19 protein-coding genes, 1 tRNA gene and 1 pseudogene are annotated in these 24,287 nt (G+C 48.9%); 8 read left to right on the forward strand and 13 right to left on the reverse strand.

Going from position 1 to position 24,287, the window contains the following annotated elements; translation table 11 throughout:
* Both KDK13_RS08165 and KDK13_RS08170 read right to left on the reverse strand, forming a co-directional pair.
* Nucleotides 1–296: hypothetical protein (locus tag KDK13_RS08165; RefSeq protein WP_257284486.1), on the reverse strand; the 296-nt coding region annotated here is incomplete at its 3' end.
* 441 nt (nucleotides 297–737) lie between these two features.
* Nucleotides 738–1,952 (reverse strand): pyridoxal phosphate-dependent aminotransferase, encoded by a 1,215-nt coding sequence (locus KDK13_RS08170; protein WP_257284487.1) that lies wholly within the window; start codon nucleotides 1,950–1,952, stop codon nucleotides 738–740.
* A 176-nt stretch (nucleotides 1,953–2,128) separates the two neighbouring features.
* On the opposite strand from KDK13_RS08170, the gene msrB reads away from it, so the two are divergent.
* The 4 genes and pseudogenes from msrB to KDK13_RS08185 all read left to right on the forward strand — a co-directional run bounded on the left by msrB (nucleotide 2,129) and on the right by KDK13_RS08185 (nucleotide 5,520).
* Nucleotides 2,129–2,518, forward strand: coding sequence for a peptide-methionine (R)-S-oxide reductase MsrB (msrB, locus tag KDK13_RS08175; RefSeq protein WP_257284488.1), 390 nt, complete (start codon nucleotides 2,129–2,131; stop codon nucleotides 2,516–2,518).
* A 53-nt stretch (nucleotides 2,519–2,571) separates the two neighbouring features.
* Nucleotides 2,572–2,766: pseudogene (locus KDK13_RS19185) on the forward strand (hypothetical protein); the annotation flags it as partial.
* Nucleotides 2,767–2,811: 45 nt separating this feature from the next.
* Nucleotides 2,812–3,840, forward strand: a complete 1,029-nt coding sequence (locus KDK13_RS08180) for a tetratricopeptide repeat protein (protein WP_257284489.1) — start codon at nucleotides 2,812–2,814, stop codon at nucleotides 3,838–3,840.
* Nucleotides 3,841–3,945: 105 nt separating this feature from the next.
* Nucleotides 3,946–5,520, forward strand: a complete 1,575-nt coding sequence (locus KDK13_RS08185; RefSeq protein ID WP_257284490.1) for a hypothetical protein — start codon at nucleotides 3,946–3,948, stop codon at nucleotides 5,518–5,520.
* 38 nt (nucleotides 5,521–5,558) lie between these two features.
* Here KDK13_RS08185 and queF read toward each other — a convergent pair whose 3' ends face one another.
* The 4 genes from queF to KDK13_RS08205 all read right to left on the reverse strand — a co-directional run bounded on the left by queF (nucleotide 5,559) and on the right by KDK13_RS08205 (nucleotide 9,257).
* Nucleotides 5,559–6,410 carry an NADPH-dependent 7-cyano-7-deazaguanine reductase QueF gene (gene queF / locus KDK13_RS08190; RefSeq protein ID WP_257284491.1) on the reverse strand — a complete coding sequence of 284 codons (852 nt, stop codon included), beginning with the start codon at nucleotides 6,408–6,410 and terminating at the stop codon, nucleotides 5,559–5,561.
* Nucleotides 6,411–6,422: 12 nt separating this feature from the next.
* Nucleotides 6,423–7,268: an ABC transporter permease gene (locus KDK13_RS08195; RefSeq protein ID WP_257284492.1), complete on the reverse strand. Its 846-nt coding sequence runs from the start codon at nucleotides 7,266–7,268 to the stop codon at nucleotides 6,423–6,425.
* Nucleotides 7,268–8,227: an ABC transporter ATP-binding protein gene (locus KDK13_RS08200; protein WP_257284493.1), complete on the reverse strand. Its 960-nt coding sequence runs from the start codon at nucleotides 8,225–8,227 to the stop codon at nucleotides 7,268–7,270. The genes KDK13_RS08195 and KDK13_RS08200 overlap by 1 nt, the downstream gene beginning before the upstream one ends.
* A 118-nt stretch (nucleotides 8,228–8,345) precedes the next feature.
* Nucleotides 8,346–9,257 (reverse strand): TIGR01777 family oxidoreductase, encoded by a 912-nt coding sequence (locus KDK13_RS08205; protein ID WP_257284494.1) that lies wholly within the window; start codon nucleotides 9,255–9,257, stop codon nucleotides 8,346–8,348.
* A 685-nt stretch (nucleotides 9,258–9,942) separates the two neighbouring features.
* On the opposite strand from KDK13_RS08205, the gene ptsG reads away from it, so the two are divergent.
* Together ptsG and KDK13_RS08215 are read left to right on the forward strand one after the other, a co-directional pair.
* Entirely contained in the window at nucleotides 9,943–11,376 is a 1,434-nt protein-coding gene (gene ptsG, locus KDK13_RS08210; RefSeq protein WP_257284495.1) for a PTS glucose transporter subunit IIBC, read from the forward strand.
* 280 nt (nucleotides 11,377–11,656) lie between these two features.
* A complete protein-coding gene (locus tag KDK13_RS08215; RefSeq protein ID WP_257284496.1) occupies nucleotides 11,657–12,118 on the forward strand; it encodes a hypothetical protein in 462 nt (153 codons plus the stop codon).
* A 78-nt stretch (nucleotides 12,119–12,196) separates the two neighbouring features.
* Here the strand turns inward: KDK13_RS08215 and crr are convergent, their stop codons facing one another.
* From crr to adhE, 5 genes are all read right to left on the reverse strand, one after another.
* Nucleotides 12,197–12,703 (reverse strand): PTS glucose transporter subunit IIA, encoded by a 507-nt coding sequence (crr, locus tag KDK13_RS08220; protein ID WP_257284497.1) that lies wholly within the window; start codon nucleotides 12,701–12,703, stop codon nucleotides 12,197–12,199.
* A 172-nt stretch (nucleotides 12,704–12,875) separates the two neighbouring features.
* The gene (pfkA, locus tag KDK13_RS08225) at nucleotides 12,876–13,856 is read right to left on the reverse strand and encodes a 6-phosphofructokinase (RefSeq protein WP_257284498.1); all 981 of its coding nucleotides are present in this window, start codon (nucleotides 13,854–13,856) and stop codon (nucleotides 12,876–12,878) included.
* A gap of 129 nt (nucleotides 13,857–13,985) precedes the next feature.
* Complete coding sequence (pyk, locus tag KDK13_RS08230; protein ID WP_257284499.1) at nucleotides 13,986–15,419, reverse strand: pyruvate kinase; 1,434 nt, start codon at nucleotides 15,417–15,419, stop codon at nucleotides 13,986–13,988.
* A 385-nt stretch (nucleotides 15,420–15,804) separates the two neighbouring features.
* Nucleotides 15,805–16,815 carry a type I glyceraldehyde-3-phosphate dehydrogenase gene (gap, locus tag KDK13_RS08235; protein ID WP_257284504.1) on the reverse strand — a complete coding sequence of 337 codons (1,011 nt, stop codon included), beginning with the start codon at nucleotides 16,813–16,815 and terminating at the stop codon, nucleotides 15,805–15,807.
* 1,344 nt (nucleotides 16,816–18,159) lie between these two features.
* Nucleotides 18,160–20,775: a bifunctional acetaldehyde-CoA/alcohol dehydrogenase gene (gene adhE / locus KDK13_RS08240; protein ID WP_257284500.1), complete on the reverse strand. Its 2,616-nt coding sequence runs from the start codon at nucleotides 20,773–20,775 to the stop codon at nucleotides 18,160–18,162.
* Between the two features lie 857 nt (nucleotides 20,776–21,632).
* Between adhE and fbaA the strand changes: the two genes are divergently transcribed.
* On the forward strand, nucleotides 21,633–22,706 hold the full coding sequence (gene fbaA, locus KDK13_RS08245) for a class II fructose-bisphosphate aldolase (protein ID WP_257284501.1): 1,074 nt from the start codon (nucleotides 21,633–21,635) through the stop codon (nucleotides 22,704–22,706).
* An 85-nt stretch (nucleotides 22,707–22,791) separates the two neighbouring features.
* On the opposite strand, the gene KDK13_RS08250 is transcribed toward fbaA, so the two are convergent.
* Nucleotides 22,792–23,415 (reverse strand): hypothetical protein, encoded by a 624-nt coding sequence (locus KDK13_RS08250; RefSeq protein ID WP_257284502.1) that lies wholly within the window; start codon nucleotides 23,413–23,415, stop codon nucleotides 22,792–22,794.
* 374 nt (nucleotides 23,416–23,789) lie between these two features.
* On the opposite strand from KDK13_RS08250, the gene KDK13_RS08255 reads away from it, so the two are divergent.
* Complete coding sequence (locus KDK13_RS08255) at nucleotides 23,790–23,996, forward strand: hypothetical protein (RefSeq protein WP_257284503.1); 207 nt, start codon at nucleotides 23,790–23,792, stop codon at nucleotides 23,994–23,996.
* Between the two features lie 140 nt (nucleotides 23,997–24,136).
* Here the strand turns inward: KDK13_RS08255 and KDK13_RS08260 are convergent.
* A tRNA-Gly gene (locus KDK13_RS08260) sits at nucleotides 24,137–24,224 on the reverse strand.
* Nucleotides 24,225–24,287 lie beyond the last annotated feature (63 nt).

A 24,287-nucleotide genomic window follows, 5' to 3' on the forward strand; every position in this document is an offset into this window, starting at 1 on the left:
CGGGAGATGCTATCGGAAATTTTATTTACTTTTTTATAAAAATTTTTCCGGAATTTTTCATAGTAATCTGTAGCATCCATCAGGCGTTCAAGTGTTGCCACATTTGGAGAAGTTGGCATTGCCCTGACGCACTGCTGGTGCAAATCATTACACTTTTTAATACGCTTCATCAGTTGTTCTGTATCAATATCGCGCAGTAACTCTCCTTGCTCCTCTGAAGCGTCTGGATTATAGGTTTGAAAACTGTATTTCATGAAGTTGCCCAGTGCATCCACTTCAGAAATCATCTTTTTCAAAATAAGCTGGTGTGTTTGTGCTGGTGCTGTAGATCGAACCTGCCGTCTGCCTGATTTCCCGGTTTTACGTGACGGCGCCCTGGTTTTTTTGCAGTCATTGTCGGGTGGATTCACAGAGGATGATGTGTTCAGTTTTGCGTTCGATGTTGTGGGATGTGTATTATCCATGATAGTAATCCCCTTTACGTTTTTTCTTCCCTTATAAGTTCTGTTACAGATTTGACCATCGTTTAAACCTTTCAGACAAAAATAAAGAAAAGAAGTTCAATCCCGTCATTCTTTTCCTGGTACAGAAAAGCGCAACAACCATGCAACGCACATGCATACATGGAAATGCATAACGGAGCCTGCCGAAGTGGAACCACCAGTTTATGCCCGGAATCATAAGCGTTTATAATGGGGGTTCTAAATTTGCGGGGAGGTTCGGCAGGCATTCAGATATTACTGCTTGTATCGGCTGAGGAACCGCTCCAGTTTGGTCATTACCGTTTCCAGGTCTTCTGTCCTCGGTAGCGAAATGATTCGCAGGTGATCAGGCTCAGGCCAGTTGAAGGCAGAGCCTTGGACCAGCAGCACTTTTTCCTGAAGAAGGAAATCCAGTACCAGCCGCTCATCATCATGGATCTTATACTGTTCAGGGTCAAGTCTGGGGAACAGGTAGAGTGCGCCTTTGGGCTTTGTACAACTGACGCCCGGTATCTGGTTCAACATTTCCCATGCCCGGTTGCGCTGCTCAAGCAGCCTGCCGCCGGGCAGTATCAGATCATTAATACTCTGGTAACCACCCAATGCTGTCTGGATGGCATGTTGCGCGGGCACGTTGGCACAGAGGCGCATTGAAGCCAGCATTTCCAGGCCTTCCAGATAGCTTCTGGCATTGTGTTTCGGGCCGGAAACCACCAGCCAGCCAGAGCGGAAGCCGGCAACCCGGTAAGATTTGGACAGTCCGTTAAAACTGATACAAAGCACGTCATCTGCCAGAGAGGCCAGGGCCGTGTGCTCAACGCCGTCATAGAGGATTTTATCGTATATTTCGTCAGCAAATATGATCAGGTCGTGTTCTCGGGCCAGCTGAACGATCTCTTTCAGAACGTCATCGGGATAAACCGCACCGGTAGGGTTGTTCGGGTTGATAACCACAATACCCCGGGTTTTGGCGGTGATTTTACTGCGGATATCTTCAATATCCGGACACCAGTCCGACTGCTCATCCTTCCGGTAATGGACAGCACGACCGCCGGACAGATGAACAGCGGCAGTCCACAGGGGGTAGTCCGGCGCCGGAATCAGCATCTCATCGCCATTATTCAGCAATGCCTGCATGGTCATGACCACCAGCTCACTGACCCCGTTACCAATAATAATGTCGTCAACCGTAATGGGAGGAAAATTCTTCTGTTGACAGTACTGCATGATGGCCTTGCGGGCGGAAAACAGGCCTTTGGAATCGCAGTACCCCTGGGACAGCGGCAAATTACGGATAACGTCCTGGGTAATCTCATCGGGGGCATCAAAGCCAAACGCTGCGGGATTGCCCGTGTTCAATTTAATGACACGGTGCCCTTCTTCTTCCAGCCGTTTGGCTTCACGAAGAACGGGGCCGCGAATGTCGTAACAGACATTGTCAAGCTTGGTGGATTTTTCAATATCCTTCATGGATGTCTTACCGATGGTTTCAGGTTCTTTGAGTTGCTGCGTGGCATTATGAATTGATCTGCCGGGAGTTGCACTAGTGTAGATACTTTTTGTCCGGGCGGTTATCCTTATTGCCGCGAGACAGTTCACGGAAGTCTCTATTTGCTGATGAACGTCAAATAAGAGGGCAGTATGAGATGACAGAAAAAAAGTCAGATGAACAGTGGCGGGAAGTGCTTACCGGGGAACAGTACCATGTGTGCCGTGAAAAAGGGACCGAGCAACCGTTTACCGGCGAATACAACTTCTTTGAGAAAGATGGTGTCTTTCATTGTGTCTGCTGCCAGCAAAAGCTGTTTGACTCTTCGGTTAAATTTGATGCGGGATGTGGCTGGCCAAGCTTCTATCAGACCATCGACAGTGATGCGATAACCCTGCAGGAAGACCATAGCCTGGGTATGGAGCGTACTGAAGTCCTTTGTTCTAATTGTGGTGCTCACCTGGGACACGTATTCCCGGACGGACCGGAACCTAGCGGTCTGCGCTATTGTATCAACTCGGTGGCGATGAAGTTTAAGGACCGTTGACACCCACCCCCCCTCAAATTGAACTTCAGGCTTATGGAAAAGTCTGACAAATTATGGACAGTGTCAGTCAATCTTGTGCCATCTGCCTGGTTCCGGTCAAAGAAAGTCCGGGCATAAGGCGCTCTCGAACTTCAACGGCCCTGGGGCGAAAGATCCGAATAAAGGACACGACTACAGTCGTAAGACTGCAGCCGTGTGCCCATGAATTTCACCACACATGTATAAGCATGTGGGTGAAACAATCACCACGATGTCCAATTGACCTCCGCCTGATAATGGGCAGTACTCCCCCAATGTCCCGCCCCGTAAATCTGCGACAGGAACTGTTCAAGTCAATTGAGGGCAACCAGATCGAGAATGTGAGGGAGATTCTGTTAACCGGGTTCAACCCTGCCCAGCGCTCAATCCTGGATAGGAAAAACCCTTTAAACCTGTCGTTAAAGAAACAACACTGGGAAATAGCAGCGCTATTGATCAGTGCGGGATTGACCACCAATAGCAAGGTAGCGCAATACAGCCTGGGCTGGATGTACCGAAACGGACTGGGGGTGGAGCAGAACAATGTCAAGGCTATAAGCTGGTTCTGCAAGGCAGCCCAACAGGGGGACACCAACGCGCAGAACAGCCTGGGCATCATGTACTATGATGGTCTGGGGGTGGAGCAGGACTATGACAGGGCCCTGACCTGGTTCCGCAAGGCTGCCGCCCATGGGAGCGCCGATGCGCAAAATAGTCTGGGCTGGATGTACGCGAATGGTCTGGGGGTAGAGCAGAATTACACCAGGGCCGTGACCTGGTTTCGCAAGGCTGCTGGCCAGGAATACGCCCCCGCACAAAACAACCTGGGCAGGATGTACCATAAGGGTCTGGGGGTGGAGCAGAACTACACCGCAGCCTTCACCTGTTACCTCAAGGCCGCCAACCAAGGAGCAGACGTCGCGAAAGACAACGTGAGCTGGATGCTCTGGGAGGCCCTGGAGACGGGGCAAAAGGCCGTCGAGGCCCTTATCTGGTTCAACAAGGTTGCCAACAAGGGAGATGCACCCGCGCAGAACATCCTGGGCCGGATGTATCAGAAAGGGTTGGGGGTGGAACAGAGCTACGACAAGGCCCTGACCTGGTACCGCAAGGCTGCCGACCAGGGGCACCCCGCCGCGCAATATCATCTGGGCTGGATGCACCTGAATGGCCAGGGGGTAGAGAAGAACTACGCCGTTGCCCTGACCTGGTTTGGCAAGGCCGCCAACCAGGGGAATGTCGACGCGCAAAACATTCTGAGTCGGCTGCGCCGGAGCGGTCCGGGGTTGGATCCGTCACCTTGAACCTGAGGATTAACCTGGGACTTTCGTTAAATGGTCCGCAACTAATCAGTTTTTTTATTGTCTTATTGAGTACTAACAATAATAGACTCAGTGAGGTACTGAATTATGCAACCCGCAAATATTCCACCGTCGTCTCCACAGCTTAACCCAGACAGGCAGGAGCTTCCTGACCAGTCAACAGAAAAACCAGAGAAGGCTAAAAGCAGCTGGTTTGGCTCTGTCGTTACCAGGCTACTCCATGCCATTGGCTACGTAAAAACCGACACAGGTCCAGATACGGCCCTTGCCGACAGACTTGCCGACAGAAAAGTTTCATCTCCTGACCCAGACTGCCCTGCAGATACAGGTACACAATCCGAAACCAGCTTAACCACCGATCCGCAGCCTGCAATCGAGATGGAACCTGAAGAGGTTTTACCAGCCCTTGATGAGGCCGTAAAAGAAAAAGATGCCGACCGGGTACAATCATTACTGGCGTCGCTGAAACTGTCATCCCCGGATCAGGCTGCCCAAACAGTCGGGAATATCCTGAAAACCGTCTTGCAGGATAACTTATCATCTATCCGCAGTTTGCCCCCGGAAGAGTACAATAAGCTTAAAGCGCTTATCGACTGTTTGCTGGCAGGTTGTGACCATGATGATAGTACACTGGCGAATTCAGCTCTTGAGTTGTTCTTCGACCGGAAAGATTTCGACCATGCCGCTCATATTAAAGAGACCTGCAAAGCAACTGCAAATCTTGAAGCAGACCGTCTCAAGACAGCTCTCGATGAACTGGTCCAGGATTACGCACCCTACGCTGAACCTACCAAAGCTCTGGAAACAGTGCTCCAGAAATGCACATCAGACCATGAACGTACCAAAGCTCTCGATAAACTGATCCGGGAATACGGTCCAGACACTAAACCTAATAAATCCGGTGAACTCTCCCTTTACGACCATGGCAAAGCAATACTGCACCTGGCAAATCTGCAAGATACCCAATCCCTGGAGTTTGCCGGGAATACTCTGGCTGACGGGCTGGCAAAATGTCTGGAAGACTCTGAATGGCTACGAAAGCTGGATGAAACAAAATACCAAGACATAGTGAATTTCTTTACGGAATTTTTCAAGCACGGCATCAAGAGTGAAAAGCTGGCCTACTCCCTGATGAATCTCTGCTTTACCAGGCTTAATTACGACAGGGCAGACTCTATTGCAAAAGAATTCAATGTTTGCCTTACCGACGAGCACCTTATCGCAGCCCTCAAAAATCCATCTCACCAGAGTTCTGTCCATAGATTGCTGAATCTCGCAACTCCCGAGGCAGCTGGCAAACAAGTCATTAAAGACACCGTTCAGGAAATTCTGAATAACAGGAAAAACATAGTTTGGGTCTTCAAACCCCACGAGATTCCCCGTTTCGAGGGTTTTATCGCGTCTTATGCCTGGCACCTTCCCGGAGAGGTCAGTGACAAATTGTTCCTGCTCAATCCGCTCATTGAGTTTTGTGTCCGCGGAAAAAGAATTGACCTGGCACAAATGCTGAAAATTCGTTTTGAGGGGTGTTACCTTGAGCAGCAGGCTTACCGGGACGCTGTTCAAAAAGTCACTCTGTCTTCAATGGATGAGACAGAGAAATCAATGAGATTAAAAGAATTATCGGATCTGGCCAGGCATACCATGAGCAAGACCGATTAAGCTTCGACCTTCCCGCTTACTGCGCCTGGCGGGAAATCCTATTGTCGAATAAACCTGAGCGCCCCTGGTTTGCTGTCTGATGTACTGCGCCAGGGGTTAATATCCAGCCCACCCCGCCGCAGATATTGGGCATAGACCGTCAGCTCGGCAAACCGATAGTGTTTTTGCAGATCAACAAACGCTCGCTCAACACACTGTTCATGGAACTCCTGATGATCCCTGAATGAACAGACATATTTCAGCAGCGATGCATGATCAACCGGCTCACCACGATAGCTGACCACCAGCGTTCCCCAGTCCGGCTGGCCGGTCACCGGGCAGTTGGATTTGAGCAGATGGGTATGCAACGTCTCACTGACCAATCCACCATCAGACCCTGATTGATCGTCCGTTGAGCTTCTGGCCAGCAGGGTTGGGTCATACTGGTAACAATCCACAACTGTATCCACTTCATCAATATTGGTTCCCGGCGCACGGTCAAAAGCACGGGCCTCAAATTCATGGATGGTATATAGCCGCACGGCCACCGGTGCTTTTGCTACGGCAGAAAGGTCCCGGGCGATACAGTCTGCAACCTGTTCACTGCTTTCAAACCGGGATTGATTAAACGAGTTGAGATACAGTTTGAACGACTTGGATTCAATCAGGCGGGGGGAACTACAGGGCAGCTCAAACCGGGCAACGCGCACCACCGGCTTCCCGGAAAGGTTCAGCCAGGAAAGCTCGTAGCCATACCAGAGATCACGACCGTAAAACGGCAAATTATCCGGATCAATACCCAGCTCTTTACGCTTTTCTTGCCGCTCAATGGGAAACAGCAGCGAAGGGTCGTATTCCGATTTGTAGTCGCTGTTTTTACCCAGCGGTGAAGCATGCAGGACATCACTCATTTCAAACAACCATCAACTTCTCAGGCCACGACCGGTTTTCAGCAGGTGCAAGCTACAGGCACCCAGTAACAATATAGCCAGCAACATAACCACAAAGGCAAAGCGGATATCAACACCACCCGCCTCCCCTAAAAGACCATAACGAAACGTATTCACCTGATAGAGAATCGGATTCAGCATCGAGACTTTCTGCCAGAACCCGGGCAGGATTTCAATCGAGTAAAATACACCACCAAGGTAGGTCATTGGCGTCAATACGAAGGTCGGAATAATTGATACATCATCAAACTTTCTGGCAAACACACCATTGATAAACCCGCCCAGGGCAAACAGGGTGGCAGTCATGACCACGGCCAGTAAGGTGGCAAACACATCATGGACATCCAGCTCAACAAAGAACAGGCCGAGCCCCATGACGATAGCCCCGGTAATCACCCCCCGGGCAACCCCACCGAGCACATAACCCGCCAGAATGATCCAGTTGGGAACGGGTGAGATCAGGACCTCTTCAATGCTTCGCTGAAATTTATTGCTGAAGAAGCTGGAGGCTACGTTGCTGAAACTGTTGGTAATCACCGACATCATGACCAATCCCGGCAATACGTACGTCATATAACTGAAGCCGCTCATGGTGCCAATGCGAGCGCCAATCACCGCACCAAAAATGACAAAATAGAGCACCATGGAAATCGCCGACGGTAACAGCGTTTGCGGCCAGATTCGCATAAAGCGTCGGACTTCCTTGGCAAAGATGGTGACAAAGGCCACCCAGTGATAACGAAACTCACTGTGCTGTGGCCTTTCCGGCAGGTCCCGGCGCTGTTCATTCCCCAAGCCCCCATTCTCCAAGCCTGACATTACGCTTTGTCTCCCATTACACTTTCATCTTTCAAGGCACTGTTCAAAGCACCTTTGGTCATATTGACAAACAGCTCTTCCAGCCGATTGGTTTTATTTCTCATGCTGGCAACTTCTATCCTAAGCTCAGTCAACTGCCTGAACAGATCATTCACGCCCGTATGCTTATCCACTTCCACTTCCAGCGAGTTGCTGTCAATTTTGCTCACCTTATAGCCTGAAAATAGCGGTATCTGCCCGATAGGCTGGCGCAAATCCAGGACAAAACTTTCCTTCTGCAACAGGCTCAGCAGCCGTTTCATGCTGGTGTTTTCCACGATTTCACCCTGATCGATGATGGCAATATTACGACAGAGTTGTTCCGCCTCTTCCAGATAGTGGGTGGTCAGAATAATCGTAGTGCCCTGGTCGTTTATCTCCTGGATAAACTCCCACAGACTTCTGCGCAGTTCTATATCCACGCCAGCGGTGGGTTCGTCAAGAATCAGTAATTCGGGTTCATGGATCAACGCCCTGGCAATCATCAAACGCCGCTTCATACCGCCAGACAACATTCGGGACTGGGTAAACCGTTTGTCCCATAAACCAAGCTTTTTAAGGTAGTGTTCAATGCGGGGCCTTGCCTGTCGGACAGAAAGTCCGTAATAGCCAGCCTGACTGACCAGAATGTCTTCGACTTTTTCAAACTGGTTAAAGTTAAATTCCTGGGGAACAACCCCCAGTGAGCGCTTGGCCCGGACCAGGTCACGCTCAATGTCATGGCCGAAGACAGAGACACTTCCTTCAGACTTTCGAACCAGTGATGAAATCACTCCGATGGTGGTGGATTTGCCGGCACCATTGGGACCCAGCAAGGCAAAAAAATCGCCTTTGCCAACCTCCAAGTTTACCCCTTTCAGGGCAACAAATCCGTCGTCGTATACTTTTTTCAAATTCTTGATGGCCAATGCCTGGGTCATGGTTCTCAGCCTTGAGATAGATTTAATCAGTTTTGCAAGTTTATAAAAAAATCTTTGTGATCGTTAATTAATTTGCAACTCTGAAATGATCGTAGCCAGCCCCCCCGACGAGCAGGGTTTATCGCAGGTATGCCAGCAATGAGGCCAATGCCTTCCTGGCATTGGGGTAGGCGAAGGTAAAGCCCGCCTCCTGAAGTCGCCTGGGCGTCACAGCCTGCCCCTCCGTCAACAACCGCGAAGACTCTCCAAGCATCAGGGCAAGAACACTTTCAGGCGTCCTCAGGATAGCCGGTCGGCGAACGGCACGCCCAAGCTCTTTGGCAAATGCCTTGTTGGTCAGAATCTCCGGAGCAACGGCATTGAAGACACCGCTGGTTTCCGGGTGGTTTACCAGATAGACCAATGCATTGAGCATATCATCCATATGTATCCAGGACATGATCTGTCGGCCATTACCGATTGGTCCCCCCAGCCCCAGACGGAAAACCGGTAACATCTTCTGCAACGCCCCGCCGCCTGGATGCAACACCACACCGATTCTGACGATACAGGTGCGAACCCCCAAAGTCTCAACCCGCCTGGCCACCTGCTCCCAGCGATCACAGAGGGTTGCCGCGAAACCACTGCCTACTGTCGCTGACTCATCCAGCTCCTCTCCGGGTCGAGCGAAGCCATAATACCCAACCGCAGAAGCACTGATGAAACAGCCCGGTTTATTCTCCATCCGCCCAATGAGGTCAACCAGCTCTGAAGTAACCCCAATGCGGCTATCCAAAAGGATCTTTTTGCGCGCCTGGCTCCATCTTTTATCGAGAATACCTTCACCGGCGAGATTAATCACCGCATCAAAATACGAGGATGGATTAACAGCCGCCAGTGATGGAATAGGCTTCACCCGGGTAGATAGTTGCAGACGAACGTCTTTAGCCGGTTGGCGACTCAGCACAACGACCTGATGCCCTTCATTAAGCAGACGATGAACCAGCCGACGCCCAATAAACCCCGTACCACCGGTAATCAGATATTGCATGAATCCACCCCATTGCCCAGCCCCAATTGCGCCCTGTCTTATGAAGAGAAACTACGATGTATTAATATACGCACATCCGTTAATAATCGTAACATTTTCTGAAAAGATAAAAAAAAGCCCAGGTCCCCTCAAACCTGAGCTTCATCGACTGTCACGCTGATGTTCCCGCTTCTTATTATATCTCCATAAAAAATGGATTGTGATCCTCAGCATCCGGTAAGAAAATCCCCGGATATAACACTCCGGGGCTTACAGGCTGGATCGAATGAAAGCTCCCGCTTCTATTCTAATATCCATGCTGTGGTTCTTGCTGTCTGGACCCGGTGCAGGCCATTTCCTGTTTTTGGAACCTGCTCTCATTGATCCGCTGCACGCCGAGAATAATACGTAAATACTGCACATGATTACTTGACGCAGATCAAATAATTTCGGCATATACTTATCAATCTACTGAATTCCATCTACAACCAGCTGAATCTGACAATATCCCCTTAGCAAAGCACCCAGTTAGTCTATTCTTGTGAATTATTATTTTTCTCTTCCAACACACTGACCGGGATTAACTCAATCTGACAGCAGCAGGATAACCGCAACCCTGATGCCTGATGGCAGTCTGGGGTTCCAGTCGAACCGGCTGCTGTTGAATCACTTTCTGATCTGTTATTCCCTTTCCGGAGCCACCCTCATGATCAAAAGTACTTTCGGTACGCTGCAAAAAATTGGCAGAGCGTTAATGCTGCCGGTTGCCGTACTGCCTGTCGCCGGGATTCTTCTGGGCGTGGGCAGCGCGGGATTTTCGTTCATACCGGATCTTATTTCCAGCATTATGGCCCAGGCCGGCGGTGCCGTATTCAGTAATCTACCCTTAATTTTTGCCATTGGTACGGCCATAGGGCTCACAGAAAACGACGGTGTATCTTCAGTGGCTGCTGTCGTTGGTTTTGTCATTATGCTCGGCACCATGGGTATCATGGCCAGCCACCTGGGCTTTGAACCGGCATCCGTGATGGGCATCAGTACCATTGATACCGGAGTCTTTGGCGGTATTATTGTCGGTATACTGGCTTCGATGATGTTTAACCGGTATTACAAAATTCAGTTACCGGAATATCTTGGCTTCTTTGCTGGCAAGCGTTTTGTCCCCATTGCTACCGGCATTGGCGCCATTTTCCTTGGTATCCTGCTTAGCTTTATCTGGCCTCCTATCCAGTCCGTTATCAATGCCTTTTCCCAATGGTCAGTGAATGAAAACCCGGAAGCGGCAGGGTTTGTTTATGGCTTTGTCGAAAGGCTGCTCATCCCCTTTGGCCTGCACCATATCTGGAACGTACCTTTCCACATGGAGATGGGTGAGTTTATTGATGAGTCTGGCACGGTATTTAATGGCGATATTGCCCGCTTCTTTGCCGGTGACCCAACCGCGGGTTTTCTTGCCGGCGGCTACCTGTTCAAAATGTTTGGTTTGCCGGCTGCAGCCATTGCCATGTGGCATTGTGCAAAACCGGAAAACAGAGCGAAGGCCGGCGGTATCATGCTCTCTGCAGCACTGACTTCCATTTTGACGGGTATAACAGAGCCCATTGAGTTTTCTTTCCTGTTTGTCGCCCCGCTGCTCTATGGTATTCATGCCCTGCTGGCTGGTATGGCTTACGCCATCACCAACTATCTGGACATCAAGATGGCCATGTCCTTCTCAAATGGCATGATCGACTACGTGCTCTATTTCGGCATTGCCACCAAACCGGTCTGGATCATTATACTCGGGGCGCTCTATGCGGTTCTTTACTACGTTATTTTCCGGGTACTGATCCTGGCACTTAACCTGAAAACACCCGGGCGCGAAGATGCGAGTGAGAGTGAAGTCAGTGTTGGGTCATCCAGCGAGCTGGCCGTTGACCTGATTAATGCGTTTGGAGGAAAAGGCAATATTAAAAATCTGGATGCCTGTATTACCCGTCTCAGAGTCACCGTTGGCGATACAGACAGTGTCGATATTGACCGGATCAAACAGCTGGGGGCGACAGCCGTCGTGGTGGTTGGCCAGAATATGCAAGCCATCTTCGGACCACGTTCAGACAATATTCGCACAGAGATGCAGGAAACCATGAAATCAATGTAAACTTCAGTTCCGCCAATGCACCAGAAGATATGGCGCTATATCTTCTGGCTTTCCCTCATCAATCAGCCACGCTGGCCGACACAGATATTTTCTATTGTTTCAGGGAGACACAGCTATGGATGGAGTCGGCAGCGGCCATCAACCTGTCAACCATACACCGGCAATCAACGACGGCAAAACGCAGGGAACCGATAAATCAGAGGGATGTTTTGGCCGGTTTAAGGTCACGGTAGCAAACACAGTCAAATCATTCCTGTCATCCATTTTTTCATCAAACCCCATGGAAACCAGTATCCAGACCCGATCTGTCCAGTTTTCTCAACCAACACAACTAGCAACAAAGCAAACCGGCCCGGACGTTGAAAATGACGCCACTGACAAACCTGCTGCAGAAAAGAATGTTGAACAACCAGCAAAACAGGCCCGTCATAATCCAGAAACCATCAAGAAGAAATTTGACGCCCTTTGCTCTGCCCTGGAACAGATGGAAACGTGTAAAAATGTTTTACAAAAAACACGACGAGGTACTAATGATTTCATGGCGTGCAGTATTGATGTTCAGCGGGCTAGAGCAAAATTCAACGCAGCCGTTACAAGCTTCAATAACGCCGTCGGTGCTGATAAAAAAATTGACGCTGCTGACCTTGAGATGGCAATGGCTAATAAGGATGCGCCAGAATTTGCTGAAGACATAGCCAGATATCAACAAATGAAAATCCCTTCATTTATGGCTAAAAACTGACGGTATCCAGGAGCCTGTCCGAGAATAGGCTTTGCTTCAATGGCCAAACCACCCCGGTTGGCCATTATTGCCAGTGACTCACTTCATATAGACAGTCAATAGCGTATCAACCCCTGCCAGCACATCCCCGCTGGACTTCTCCAGATGACTGATATCATCCATATTGGAGATAACAATAGGCGTTACCACACTCCTTGCCTTTTCCTTCAGCAACATGAGATCCACTTCAACCACAGGATCACCCGCTTTAATCTGCTGCCCTTCTGTCGCTATTCGTTTAAATCCTTCCCCTTTCAGCTCCACGGTATCAATGCCAAAGTGGACAAACAGTTCAACGCCTGAGGGTGTTTCCATGCTGAAAGCATGATTGGTTTCAAAAATCTTGCCAATCACACCATCACAGGGAGCGACCATAACATTCCCGGCTGGGTCAATTGCCAGACCATCGCCCACCACCTTGTCGGCAAATACCGGATCTGGAACATCCTCTATGGGAACAATCTTTCCCGTCAAAGGCGCCCTCAGGACGGTTCCCTCATTTGAATTAAAACCCAGACTTTTTTTGAGAGAGTCAAAGATAGTCATAACTATTACCTGCGGCGGTTACAACAATCGGCTATGAAGCCTGCTCATGAAATGAGATCACTTCACAGACGCGGGACCGGTCAAATACCGGCAGGGAAGAAAGCAAAAAGCCTCATTTTCAGAGGCTTTCCGTCTTAAAGAACTGCAGTCATCACCAGTGCGCACCAGAGCATCAGACTGAAACGATTTGAGCCACTCTCATCAGATGATTGTCAATCTGGTTGTGCTTGCTGATAGCCCTTTCCAGCGGTGTTTTAACCACCTGCTGGTCACGAACCCCCACCATAATACCACTGTCGCCATTACGAAGGGCTTCGACAGCAGCAACACCAAGACGGCTGGCCAGAACACGGTCAAAGCAGGTAGGCTTGCCACCACGCTGGATATGCCCCAGCACTGTCACTTTCACTTCATATTCAGGGAACTTCTCTTCCACAGCACGGGACAGTTCAAAAACACCACCACTGCGATCACCTTCAGCAACCACAACGATACTGGAGGTTTTGCCTGCACGGCCGCTCTTCTGCAAAGAGTCCATGAACAATTCAATCGTCTTTTCCTGCTCAGGAATCAGGATATCCTCTGCACCAGAAGCAATACCCGTATTCAGGGCAATAAAGCCGGCATCACGACCCATGACTTCAATGAAAAACAGGCGGTTATGAGAAGTTGCCGTATCACGAATCTTATCGATGGCTTCGACTACGGTATTCAGGGCCGTATCATAACCGATGGTGAAGTCAGTACCGTAAATGTCGTTATCGATGGTTCCGGGAACCCCGATACAAGGCAGGCCATGCTCTTCTTCCAGCAGCATGGCTCCGGTGAAGGAGCCATCGCCACCAATCACCACCAGGCCATCCAGCTCAGCAGCCCGTGCATTTTCGTAGGCCTTGACACGGCCTTCTTTCTCACGGAATTCCTGACAACGGGCGGATTTCAGGAAGGTCCCCCCCTGATTAATAATATTGGCAACCGTACGGGCATCCGCCACTTCCATGCGGTTCTCGATCAACCCTTTGTAGCCTTCCTGAATCACTACGGGAACAATACCGTAGTAAATACAGGCGCGAACCGTTGCACGGATGGCCGCATTCATACCGGGAGCGTCTCCCCCGGAAGTCAAAACTCCGACTCTCTTTAATTCGGTCATGCCAGGCTCTTCTCCTTCCAAGTGCCTAAATGCTGGTAAAGCAATTAGAAATAATAAGTTAGGTTCTGCAGTCAGGCCCTGTTTACACAACCATTCACACAGCACGGTTAACAGGGCCTGAAGCCAGGATCAGCTCACACTGAGAATCTGCATGGTGTTGGTTCCACCTTCGACTTCCTGACTTTCGCCTTTGGTCAAAATAATCCTGTCACCCACTTCCAGAAGACCACGCTCTTTCAGGACATTAATTGCACGTCCATTGACTTCTGGACCGTACTCTATACCACTGTCAAAAGCCACTGCCTCCACACCACGATACAGGGCAACTCGACGCTCGGTGGTCTGGTAACGGGTCAGGGCAAAAATAGGAAGGCGGGTATTGATTCTGGACATCCATAACGGTGTGGCACCACTTTTCGTCAGACAGACGATGGCCTTGATATCATCCTGATGGTTAGCTGCAAACATGGTTGCCTGGGCGATAGCCTCATCAACATGCGCAAATTTACCTACCCGACGCTCCGTCATGTATTCAACAGACTGTTTTTCAGCACCAAGACAGATGCGGCTCATGGCCTTAACCACTTCATCCGGGCGCTGGCCGGTCGCCGTTTCACCGGATAACATCACGGCATCAGTGCCATCGAGTACCGCATTGGCGACGTCAAAAACTTCTGCCCGGGTTGGCTGGGTGTTGTGAATCATCGATTCCATCATTTGAGTGGCCGTAATAACCGGTTTATTCAAACGACGGGCTTCGTTAATCATGTGCTTCTGGGCACCAATCAGCTCAGGATCACCAATTTCAACACCCAGATCACCTCGGGCAACCATCACGGCATCAGATGCAGAAATCACTTCAGCCAGCAGTTCATGGTCATTTACCACCTCAGCCCGCTCGATCTTGGACAGTATAGCGGCAGTTCCCCCGGCTTCCCGGAGCAAACGACGGGCTTCTTCAACATCGCTGGCATGACGGACAAAAGATACCGCCAGATAATCCACTTCCAGCTCTGCTGCCAGAAGAATGTCCTGCTTGTCTTTTTCCGTTAATGCCGCCGCAGAAAGACCGCCACCCTGAAGGTTAATGCCCTTGTTGTTGGACAGTTCACCACCATTGATTGCCCTGGTTTTAATGCACGGACCATCAATAGCCATAACTTCCAGACTGATTCGCCCGTCATCTAGAAGCAGTATGTCGCCAACCTTGCAGTCGTTTGGCAGATCTTTATAACCGAGTCCCACCTGGGTTTCATCACCGTCATCAATGGGAAGACTGGCATCCAGGTTAAAGATTGCTCCATCAGGAAGATGAATTTTACCATTCTGGAAACGGCCAATGCGGATCTTTGGCCCCTGCAGATCACCCAGAATGGCAACGGGACGGTTCAGCCTTGCAGCAATTTCACGGATGGTTTTGGCACGGGCTTTGTGATCTTCCGGATCACCATGGGAGAAGTTGAGGCGAACAACGTTGACTCCAGCTTCGATCAGCTTTTGCAGTTGTTCTTCAGATTCTGTAGCGGGCCCAAGGGTTGCCACAATTTTGGTGCGTCTGAGCATGATAATCCTCTCGCTTGTGTTCCCGCCGCTCTCGTGGGTGCCTTCAACCTATTAAAGGCTTTATGCCACCCTCCGGAGTCATTACAGCAAGCGACAGGCCTTAATGGATTAATAATGTGCACGACAGCCGTTCACAACCTGTACACCTCTGCCCTGCAGGATAAATTTATTGGACAGATTGCAAACAAAAGCGCAAACAAAAGAAGAAAGTGCCGTTCAAGTATAGGAGCCATTTTGCCCCGTAACACTGTCTTCTCTTTGTTTACCAATAGCTTGCCAACAGTCTGACTCGGGTTATTACATCTCATTTATCGTAACCAACACAGGCCCGTTAAACGAGCCTGTATTGGGTTCACCAGTTCACCGGTTCATCTTTGAAAATGCCTTACGCGTTCATCAGGGCCTTGGCAGTATCCAGCATACGGTTGGAGAAGCCCCACTCGTTGTCGTACCAGGACATAACCTTGACCAGGTTGCCCAGAACACGAGTCTGAGTAGCATCAAAGTTAGAGGAGAACGGGCTGTGGTTGAAGTCCATGGAAACCAGTTCTTCGTAGTTTACAGACAGAACCGTCGACATTGCCGGGCTGGACTTGGCAGCGTTAGCAATGATGCCGTTCACTTCTTCAACGGTGGTTTCACGGGCAGCAACGAAGCTCAGGTCAACCAGGGAAACGTTGATAGTCGGTACGCGAACAGCCATGCCGTCGAACTTGCCTTTCAGTTCAGGAACAACTTCACCCACTGCCGCAGCAGCACCGGTAGCGGTTGGGATCATGTTCATGGCAGCTGCACGGGCACGATACAGGTCAGAGTGGTATACATCGCTCAGACGCTGATCGTTAGTGTACGCATGGATAGTGGTCATCAGACCCTTATCAATGCCCAGGGCATCGTTCAGTGGCTTGGCAATAGGAGCCAGACAGTTAGTGGTGCAGGAAGCGTTAGAAATAACGGTCATGTCTGCGGTCAGAGTGTCGTGGTTCACACCGTAAACGATGGTTGCGTCAACGTTTGAGCCAGGAGCAGAAATGATAACTTTCTTGGCGCCTGCATCCAGATGTGGCTTACAGGAATCCTTGGAACGGAAAACACCAGTACATTCAAAGACAACGTCCACACCCAGCTCGCCCCATGGCAGCCTGGAAGGGTCACGCTCAGAGAAAGTCTTGATTTCGTCACCGTTTACAAACAGAGCACCTTCGCCTTCTTCAACCTGTGCGTTGAAACGGCCATGAACCGTGTCGTACTTGGTCAGGTGAGTATTGATTTTGGTGTCACCCAAATCATTAATGGCAACAATCTGGTATTCATCGCGACGGCCAGCTTCGTAAAGTGCGCGCAGTACGTTGCGACCGATACGGCCGTAGCCATTAATAGCAATCTTGATCATGATGTCTCCAATACCGTTAATCAAAGCGGAGTTTCCGCCCTTCCTCTTAGTAAAAAGGATTTCTTTAGCGAATGCAGCACCGTAAAAACACCTACTGCAAAAACCCGAACACCAAACCACAAAACTTAACGACGGATCACAGCTTTTATCCAGCCACAGTAGCTCCTTAATCAAGCACAATACTGGTTAGCTGTCGTATTTCGAAATCCACTGCACAGGACATGTATCCCTGAAGCACGCAAACTTACTGACAAAGGTTGACTTATTGGTGGCACGGAGTTAAAAATATGCAAAGAAGAACAAGTCATAACACACAATCTCACACCGTATCTCATCCGGGATCAACCGTTTGTCGAAGCCACCGGCTAGTTTCATACGTCACCAGTGTGATATAGAGTTTGATCGAAAAACCGGAATTCAGCAAAGCCGCCATGCTCTTCAGAAGCATGCTTTTCAAAAACATGCTCTTCAAAAAGAGTATTTTGATTAACTCCGGTTTTTTGTATGTACTCTCACCGAACCGCCTTGTGACTCTGTCTTAGCCAACCAATAACATCCGTTGCGATTCATACATTCAGATCAGAACCTTTACCTATTGTGATGATGCGGACTGTAAGCCCGCTAGTCAAGCCTGTTACAGCCCCTCTCCCCGCTTCTTTCAACGCAAATCACATTTAGCGAAATTATCAAATATGAACAACCATCAATAACCACAGTGTTTTAAACACAAGACTCTATGGAACTATTCGACAATATATCTCAATATCTCAACAATATAATAACGACTCTAATCGCATAAAAATCTCAAGAGATAAACCCAAAACATCTCAAAACCGTTGTAATTCAGGGCTGATAACAAAAAAATCAAAAAATCCAAACTTAAGCAAGATTAAATATTAACAAGTGCACCAACAGGGATTACTTTTCCACATCATCAAAAAACAACACCAAAGCAAACTTGTTTACAGGGCAGTAAGCTGGAAACCACTAAATCCCGGTACTTTTACCGTCCAAAAAAAATGTAAATTTTTTGTAATCACCTATTTTGTACCCCACTAAATCTATCCAGTTATTATTTTATCTATTAGCTGTGCCTGTATTTATAAAGAAAAAATCTAGGAACAAACCAAAGAAAAATCCAGAGCTGGCAAAAGATGCAGGTCAGTCTTTCATGGACAAACTGACAGCATACTGGATTCTATCGGGGCCGACCTTCAGAAGTCAGTGAGTTTTAATTCATCAGGCACACAAACTGGCTAAATTCGATCGAATGGCCTTTTTCCAGGCTAAAAAAAATGCCTCTAACCAAAGACTGGTTAGAGGCATACGACATATTTCAGTCGAAGGTTATTTACCGTAGTAAGCCTTAAGGAGCAATTCTTCCAGCTCAGAAATCAATGGCAAACGAGGATTGGCCGTTGTTGTCTGGTCTTCAAAGGCGTGGTTAGCCAGCATGCTGATTTTACTCTTGAACAGAGACTCATCGACACCAATTTCCTGAAGAGACAGAGGCATATCCAGTCGCTTCATCAAATCACGGACCGCATTGGCCAGGGATTTAACGCCCTCTTCCGGAGTCCTGGCGGGCAAGCCCAGCATTTTGGCAATCTCAGCATACTTCTCATGGGCAATGTAGTACTGGTATTTCGGGAATGACGCTACCTTGGTTGGGTTAGGGCAGCCGTTATACTCAATCACGTGAGGCAACAGCACGGCATTAGCCTGACCGTGGGAAATATGCAGCTCATTACCCAGCTTGTGGGCAATGGCATGGTTTACCCCCAAGAAGGCGTTGGCAAAAGCCATCCCGGCCATACAGGACGCATTGTGCATTTTCTCCCGGGCTTTTTTGTCTGCGGTATCATAAGACTCTGGCAGATAATCAAAGACCAGCTGAATCGCTTTCATCGCCAGGGCATCGGTGTAGTCTGAAGCCATGATGGACACATAAGCTTCCATGGCGTGAGTGAGCACATCCAGGCCAGTGTCTGCTGCCACTTTCTTTGGAACAGTCAGTACCAGGTTAGGATCGATAATCGCCACATCCGGAGTCAGCTCATAGTCAGCCAGTGGGTACTTGGCGCCTTTTTCCTTATCGGTAATAACAGCGAACGATGTTACCTCAGAACCGGTACCGGAAGTGGTCGGAATCGCAACCAGCTTCGCCTTCTTACCCAGATGTGGGAATTTATAGACACGCTTGCGGATATCCAGGAATTTCTGGGCCATACCGGCAAAGTCAGCGTCTGGCTGTTCATAGAAAAGCCACATGCCCTTGGCCGCATCAATCGGTGAACCACCACCCAGGGCAATGATCACATCCGGATTAAACCGCGCCATTTCCCGGGCACCATTGCGAACGGTTTCCAGGCTTGGGTCAGGCTCAACCTGATTGAAAATTTCAACCTGAACCGGTGTGGCACGCTTTCTCAGGTGGTAGAGGATTTTATCGACATAACCCAGGGACTGAATAATCTCATCAGTAACGATAAATACACGAGAAATGTCCTGCATTTTTTCAAGGTACTGAAGAGAGTTGGCTTCGAAGTAGATCTTTCTGGGCAGTTTAAACCATTGCATATTGACCCGGCGCTTGGCGACACGCTTGACATTGATCAGGTTTACGGCCGATACGTTGGAGGTGGTACTGTTTCCACCGTAGGTACCACAACCCAGAGTCAGGGAGGGCATATTGGTGTTGTAAATGTCACCAATGGCACCGTGGGTACTGGGTGAATTGATAATGATACGACCGGCTTTCATGGCCAGGGAGAACTCATCAATCACCTGGTTATCCTGGGCATGCAGGACGGCAGAGTGTCCAAGACCGCCAAAGTTCAGCATCTGATCCGCCAGCTCAATGGCATGATGGACATTTTTAGCCTTGAGCACCCCCAGGACGGGAGACAGCTTTTCGCGGGACAGTGGGAACTCAGGTCCGACGCCCTCAATTTCTGCGGCCAGAATACGGGTATTCTCAGGCACCTTGATACCGGCGAGCCCTGCAATATAAGACGGCTTCATACCAACAATCTTACTGTTGACATGCCCGTCATGAATGACAACTTCAGCCAGTCGGCTGGTTTCCTCCGGCGTAGTGAAGTAAACATTCTGAGACTTCAACTCTTTGACGACCTCTTTGTAGACCGCCTGATGCACAATCGCAGCCTGCTCGGAGGCGCAGATCATGCCATTATCAAAGCTCTTGGACATTACCAGGTCATTACAGGCCTGTTTGATATCTGCAGACTGGTCAATAATGCAAGGTACGTTACCTGAACCTACGCCCAGCGCAGGCTTGCCGGAAGAGTAGGCCGCCCGAACCATGCCGGAGCCACCAGTCGCCAGAATGACGGCAACTTCAGGGTGCGTCATCAACTTCTGAGTGGCTTCAATGGAGGGGTGCTCAACCCACAGCACACAGTCGTCAGGTGCACCGGCCGCAACCGCTGCGTCACGAACAATCCGGGCAGCCTCACTGGAACATTTCTGAGCAGAAGGATGAAAGGCAAAAATAATCGGGTTACGGGTTTTGGTCGAAATAATGGACTTGAACATGGTGGTGGATGTCGGGTTGGTCACCGGAGTAACACCACAAACAATGCCTACAGGCTCGGCAACCAGCATGAAGTCTTCTTCAGCGTTATCTTCAATAACGCCTACGGTCTTGTCGTATTTGATGGAGTGGTAAACGTACTCGGTCGCAAAGATGTTTTTGGTCACCTTATCTTCCATGATTCCGCGGCCGGTCTCTTCAACAGCCATCCGGGCCAGCTCCATATGAGCAGCCTGACCTGCCAGAGCCATGGCTTTTGTGACCCTGTCGACATCTTCCTGGGTCAGCTTAAGAAATTTCTCCCTTGCAACCATTGCCCGCTCAATTAATGCATTAATCTGAGCGTCAACATCCTGAACAACTGCATCTTTATTTACAGTTTTTTCAGCCTGCTTTTTTCCGGCCATGATTATCGTCCTCTAGTAGTTAACGAAGATAACCTTTAAAAACCATCTATAATTCCGAGGCTGTTCATTTTATATTTTTGCCCGGAATGGAAATGCTATTTAATAAACTGGATAAACTGGCAATCATCAGATTTCCGTCTTCTATTTCAACATTCTCAAGATAGCTCAAGATAGTGGATCCTGAGTATTAATGCCTGACCATTGCCAGTTATTGGTAAATTCTCTATTTCGATAAAATTGCAGGCATCAGCCTTTGCAGACTTCTCGAACAGCGCAAAATTTTATATTCCAAAAAACAATTTAAAATAAATTAAATCTTCAAATTAGAAATATGACGTTTGCTGTTTCATTATTACAACACAAGAAAACCGCAAAAATACTGATTCAAATCAAGAAACCACTATTGATTTTTTTTGCCAAAAGAGCATCAAAATAGATCAACAGCATTCATACATTGACATGCTTTTTTCCATACTTACCCCACCCGCAAAGGCCGATAAAAAACAGCATTCTCAATAAACACCAATAAACTGAAAAAATATTTTCAACATCAGGCCACTGGAAAAACACAACCGCACCAGACAAGAACACAGGCAAACAGCAATAAACAACAGTTATAAGATCTCACTGCCATAGTTTTTTATTCATTAGGAAAAAAGGCTTTACCTGTTGTAACCTTTCCGTATCATTAGCGAGAATTTGAAGTGTCTAAACCGGAATTTTTTAGCCCTGATCATAAAATGACGAATGATTCGTCCCCGTCATTGAGCCTGGGCTGTAACAAAAGAAATCCTGACCAGACACAGCATTCAAACTGAAACACACTGTTAACCCTTGATCGAGGAAGGATCAGTCACATGTCCCAAAAAATCCTGGACCTGGTAAAGCCAGGCGTCGTTACCGGTGATGACGTTCAGAAAATCTTTAATGCTGCCAAAGCCGGTGAATTTGCGCTGCCGGCAGTGAACGTTGTTGGTACCGATTCAATCAACGCAGTTCTGGAAGCTGCGGCCAAGGTTAAGTCTCCAGTTATCATTCAGTTCTCCAATGGTGGCGCGTCTTTCTTCTCAGGCAAGGGCCTCAAGACTGACCCTGCCGGTGCCCTGGGCGCTATTGCCGGTGCAAAATATGTGCACGCAGTTGCAGAAGCTTACGGCATCCCGGTACTCCTGCACACTGACCACGCTGCCCGCAAGCTGCTGCCATGGATTGACGCCTTGCTGACTGCAGGAGAAGAGTTTTACGAGCAACACGGCAAACCACTGTTCTCCTCTCACATGCTCGATCTGTCTGAAGAGTCTCTGGAAGAAAACGTTGCTACCTGCGCCGAATACCTGAAGCGTATGGCCAGGATGGACATGACACTGGAATTCGAACTGGGCTGTACTGGCGGTGAAGAAGACGGTGTGGACAACTCTCATATGGACAGCTCCATGCTGTACACCCAGCCAGAAGACGTTGCCTACGCTTACGAAATCCTGAGCAAGATCAGCCACCGTTTCACCATCGCTGCTTCCTTCGGTAACGTTCATGGCGTATACAAGCCAGGTAACGTTCAACTGACACCAAAGATTCTGGACAACTCCCAGAAATACTGCTCAGAGAAGTTCGACATTCCTGCCAAGTCCCTGAACTTCGTATTCCACGGCGGCTCTGGCTCTACCCTGGAAGAGATTCGCGAATCTGTCTCCTACGGCGTCGTGAAGATGAACATCGATACAGACACCCAGTGGGCATGCTGGGAAGGTATTCTGAACTATTACAAGAAGAACGAGGCTTACCTGCAGGGCCAGCTGGGCAACCCTGAAGGCGCTGACAAGCCAAACAAGAAATTCTACGACCCCCGCGTCTGGCTGCGTGCCGGTCAGGAGAGCATGATCTCCCGTCTCGAACAGGCTCATCGCGATCTGAACAGTATCGACGTACTGTAATACTGACCATACACCGGCTTTCGCCGGTGTCCTCTCACCTCAACAACACATCGCCCACATCAGGCATCGTTCAGGATGACTACTTTCACGCGGTTGCCTTCCCCTGAATGGAAGCCAATAACCTGGCATTTTTCTCAATAGCATTCTCAAGCTCGCTGTATTTACCACTCAACTCCTGGGCCAGCCAATGGTAATGCAGTCGCTCGTCATTCAACTGACCCATGAGCCGATAAACAAACCCAAGCGCCAATCCATGCTTTAACTTGTCACCCTCAAGAGGACTCTCGTTATAAAACAAATTCTCTAACACCGACTTTGCCGACTCCAGCATCCCCAGATGCTGGAAAACCAGACCAAGGCACATTTGAATACTTTTATCCTCACGGATCCAGAGAGGCAATGAAGATATAAACTGATAACTCTCCTCATAGCGGTTTAGATTATAATGGGCGCGCGCTTTCAACAAAGACGCATCACGAAGCATTTTGATACTACTACCCTCTCTCAGCAGCACTGACTCCGCATGCAACAATGCCTGCTCAGGTTGATTAATTTTCAACGCACTGAAACCACTGTCAATTTGATCTGGAATTGGCAGAACTGGAACAACTTCAACTTTTCGCTCTGCGGTTGCACCAAAATTGAATAGAGACCTGTCACGCCCATCCCCGGAGGCTAGATAACAACGGATGAATGATGTTTTTGCCACTCGCCTGCCCCCTTGAAAGCCAGCTTGCGATCCATCACCTGGCCCGTCGCGACCAGAACTTCCTGTTTGGCCAATATCATCAGTGAACCGCCCGGGGGCTGGTAAGTAAAAATTATGAGGCAGCTTATTATTCATAGGAAATAACCTGATTATCTGTAGTTTATTGAAAGAGGTTATATGACTACTAATAGATGGCACCTTCAGTTCAGTAAAGCCCGGAGTCTAATGATGTCCAGACTACCGGGGTCCATTTTTCAAATGGTCACCGGAACATCTCAAGCCCAGCCCCCGCCAGGGAGGCTGTCTTATCTAAACTGTTTTTCACCGCTGACGATATATCACACAACCCTCAACAAAAAGAATGTGGAAAAATCATGCCCAGACAGAAAGCAAAACCCAAAAACCCCTCCTCAAAAAAAGATAAACAGCAATCCAAAGCATCTAAAGATGAGTGGGTCGGGCTCAGCTTCAGAGTCTCTCCCGAGTTTTCCAGGGAATTTAAAGTTTATGCAGCCAAGAATGACTACAAATTGGTTGAATTGCTGAAAGAAGGCTTCAAGGCACTGAAAAAGCAGCGATAGTGTCGCCCCCTGCCTCGTCAAGGCAAGCTATAGCCATAGCCAGGGACCGCTCGAAATCCAGAGCAGGTACAGGTTTGACAGGTCAGAGGGATAGAAGATTCAATTAAAAAAAATCAGCCCTGATGGCTGATTTTTTTAATTGGAGCAGGAAACGAGGTTAATTTTTGTCACAACAAGTGCGGCCTCAACAATGGCAAGGTTACGCTCTAGCAACTGAGCTTTTCCCGCGATAAGAATGGTGGAGCTAAGCGGGATCGAACCGCTGACCTCAACACTGCCAGTGTTGCGCTC

It is taken from the genome of Endozoicomonas sp. SESOKO1 (genome assembly GCF_024606265.1).
GTDB lineage: Bacteria > Pseudomonadota > Gammaproteobacteria > Pseudomonadales > Endozoicomonadaceae > Endozoicomonas.

Excerpts from the sequence above, each read along its gene's own strand:
- pyk (WP_257284499.1), bottom strand. The coding sequence starts at position 15,419 with ATGCTCAGACGCACCAAAATTGTGGCAACCCTTGGGCCCGCTACAGAA.
- KDK13_RS08255 (WP_257284503.1), top strand. The coding sequence starts at position 23,790 with ATGCCCAGACAGAAAGCAAAACCCAAAAACCCCTCCTCAAAAAAAGAT.
- queF (WP_257284491.1), bottom strand. The coding sequence starts at position 6,410 with ATGAGTGATGTCCTGCATGCTTCACCGCTGGGTAAAAACAGCGACTAC.
- KDK13_RS08170 (WP_257284487.1), bottom strand. The coding sequence starts at position 1,952 with ATGAAGGATATTGAAAAATCCACCAAGCTTGACAATGTCTGTTACGAC.
- KDK13_RS08215 (WP_257284496.1), top strand. The coding sequence starts at position 11,657 with ATGGAAACCAGTATCCAGACCCGATCTGTCCAGTTTTCTCAACCAACA.
- msrB (WP_257284488.1), top strand. The coding sequence starts at position 2,129 with ATGACAGAAAAAAAGTCAGATGAACAGTGGCGGGAAGTGCTTACCGGG.
- crr (WP_257284497.1), bottom strand. The coding sequence starts at position 12,703 with ATGACTATCTTTGACTCTCTCAAAAAAAGTCTGGGTTTTAATTCAAAT.
- ptsG (WP_257284495.1), top strand. The coding sequence starts at position 9,943 with ATGATCAAAAGTACTTTCGGTACGCTGCAAAAAATTGGCAGAGCGTTA.
- KDK13_RS08195 (WP_257284492.1), bottom strand. The coding sequence starts at position 7,268 with ATGTCAGGCTTGGAGAATGGGGGCTTGGGGAATGAACAGCGCCGGGAC.
- KDK13_RS08185 (WP_257284490.1), top strand. The coding sequence starts at position 3,946 with ATGCAACCCGCAAATATTCCACCGTCGTCTCCACAGCTTAACCCAGAC.
- adhE (WP_257284500.1), bottom strand. The coding sequence starts at position 20,775 with ATGGCCGGAAAAAAGCAGGCTGAAAAAACTGTAAATAAAGATGCAGTT.
- KDK13_RS08205 (WP_257284494.1), bottom strand. The coding sequence starts at position 9,257 with ATGCAATATCTGATTACCGGTGGTACGGGGTTTATTGGGCGTCGGCTG.
- KDK13_RS08180 (WP_257284489.1), top strand. The coding sequence starts at position 2,812 with ATGTCCCGCCCCGTAAATCTGCGACAGGAACTGTTCAAGTCAATTGAG.
- pfkA (WP_257284498.1), bottom strand. The coding sequence starts at position 13,856 with ATGACCGAATTAAAGAGAGTCGGAGTTTTGACTTCCGGGGGAGACGCT.
- KDK13_RS08200 (WP_257284493.1), bottom strand. The coding sequence starts at position 8,227 with ATGACCCAGGCATTGGCCATCAAGAATTTGAAAAAAGTATACGACGAC.
- fbaA (WP_257284501.1), top strand. The coding sequence starts at position 21,633 with ATGTCCCAAAAAATCCTGGACCTGGTAAAGCCAGGCGTCGTTACCGGT.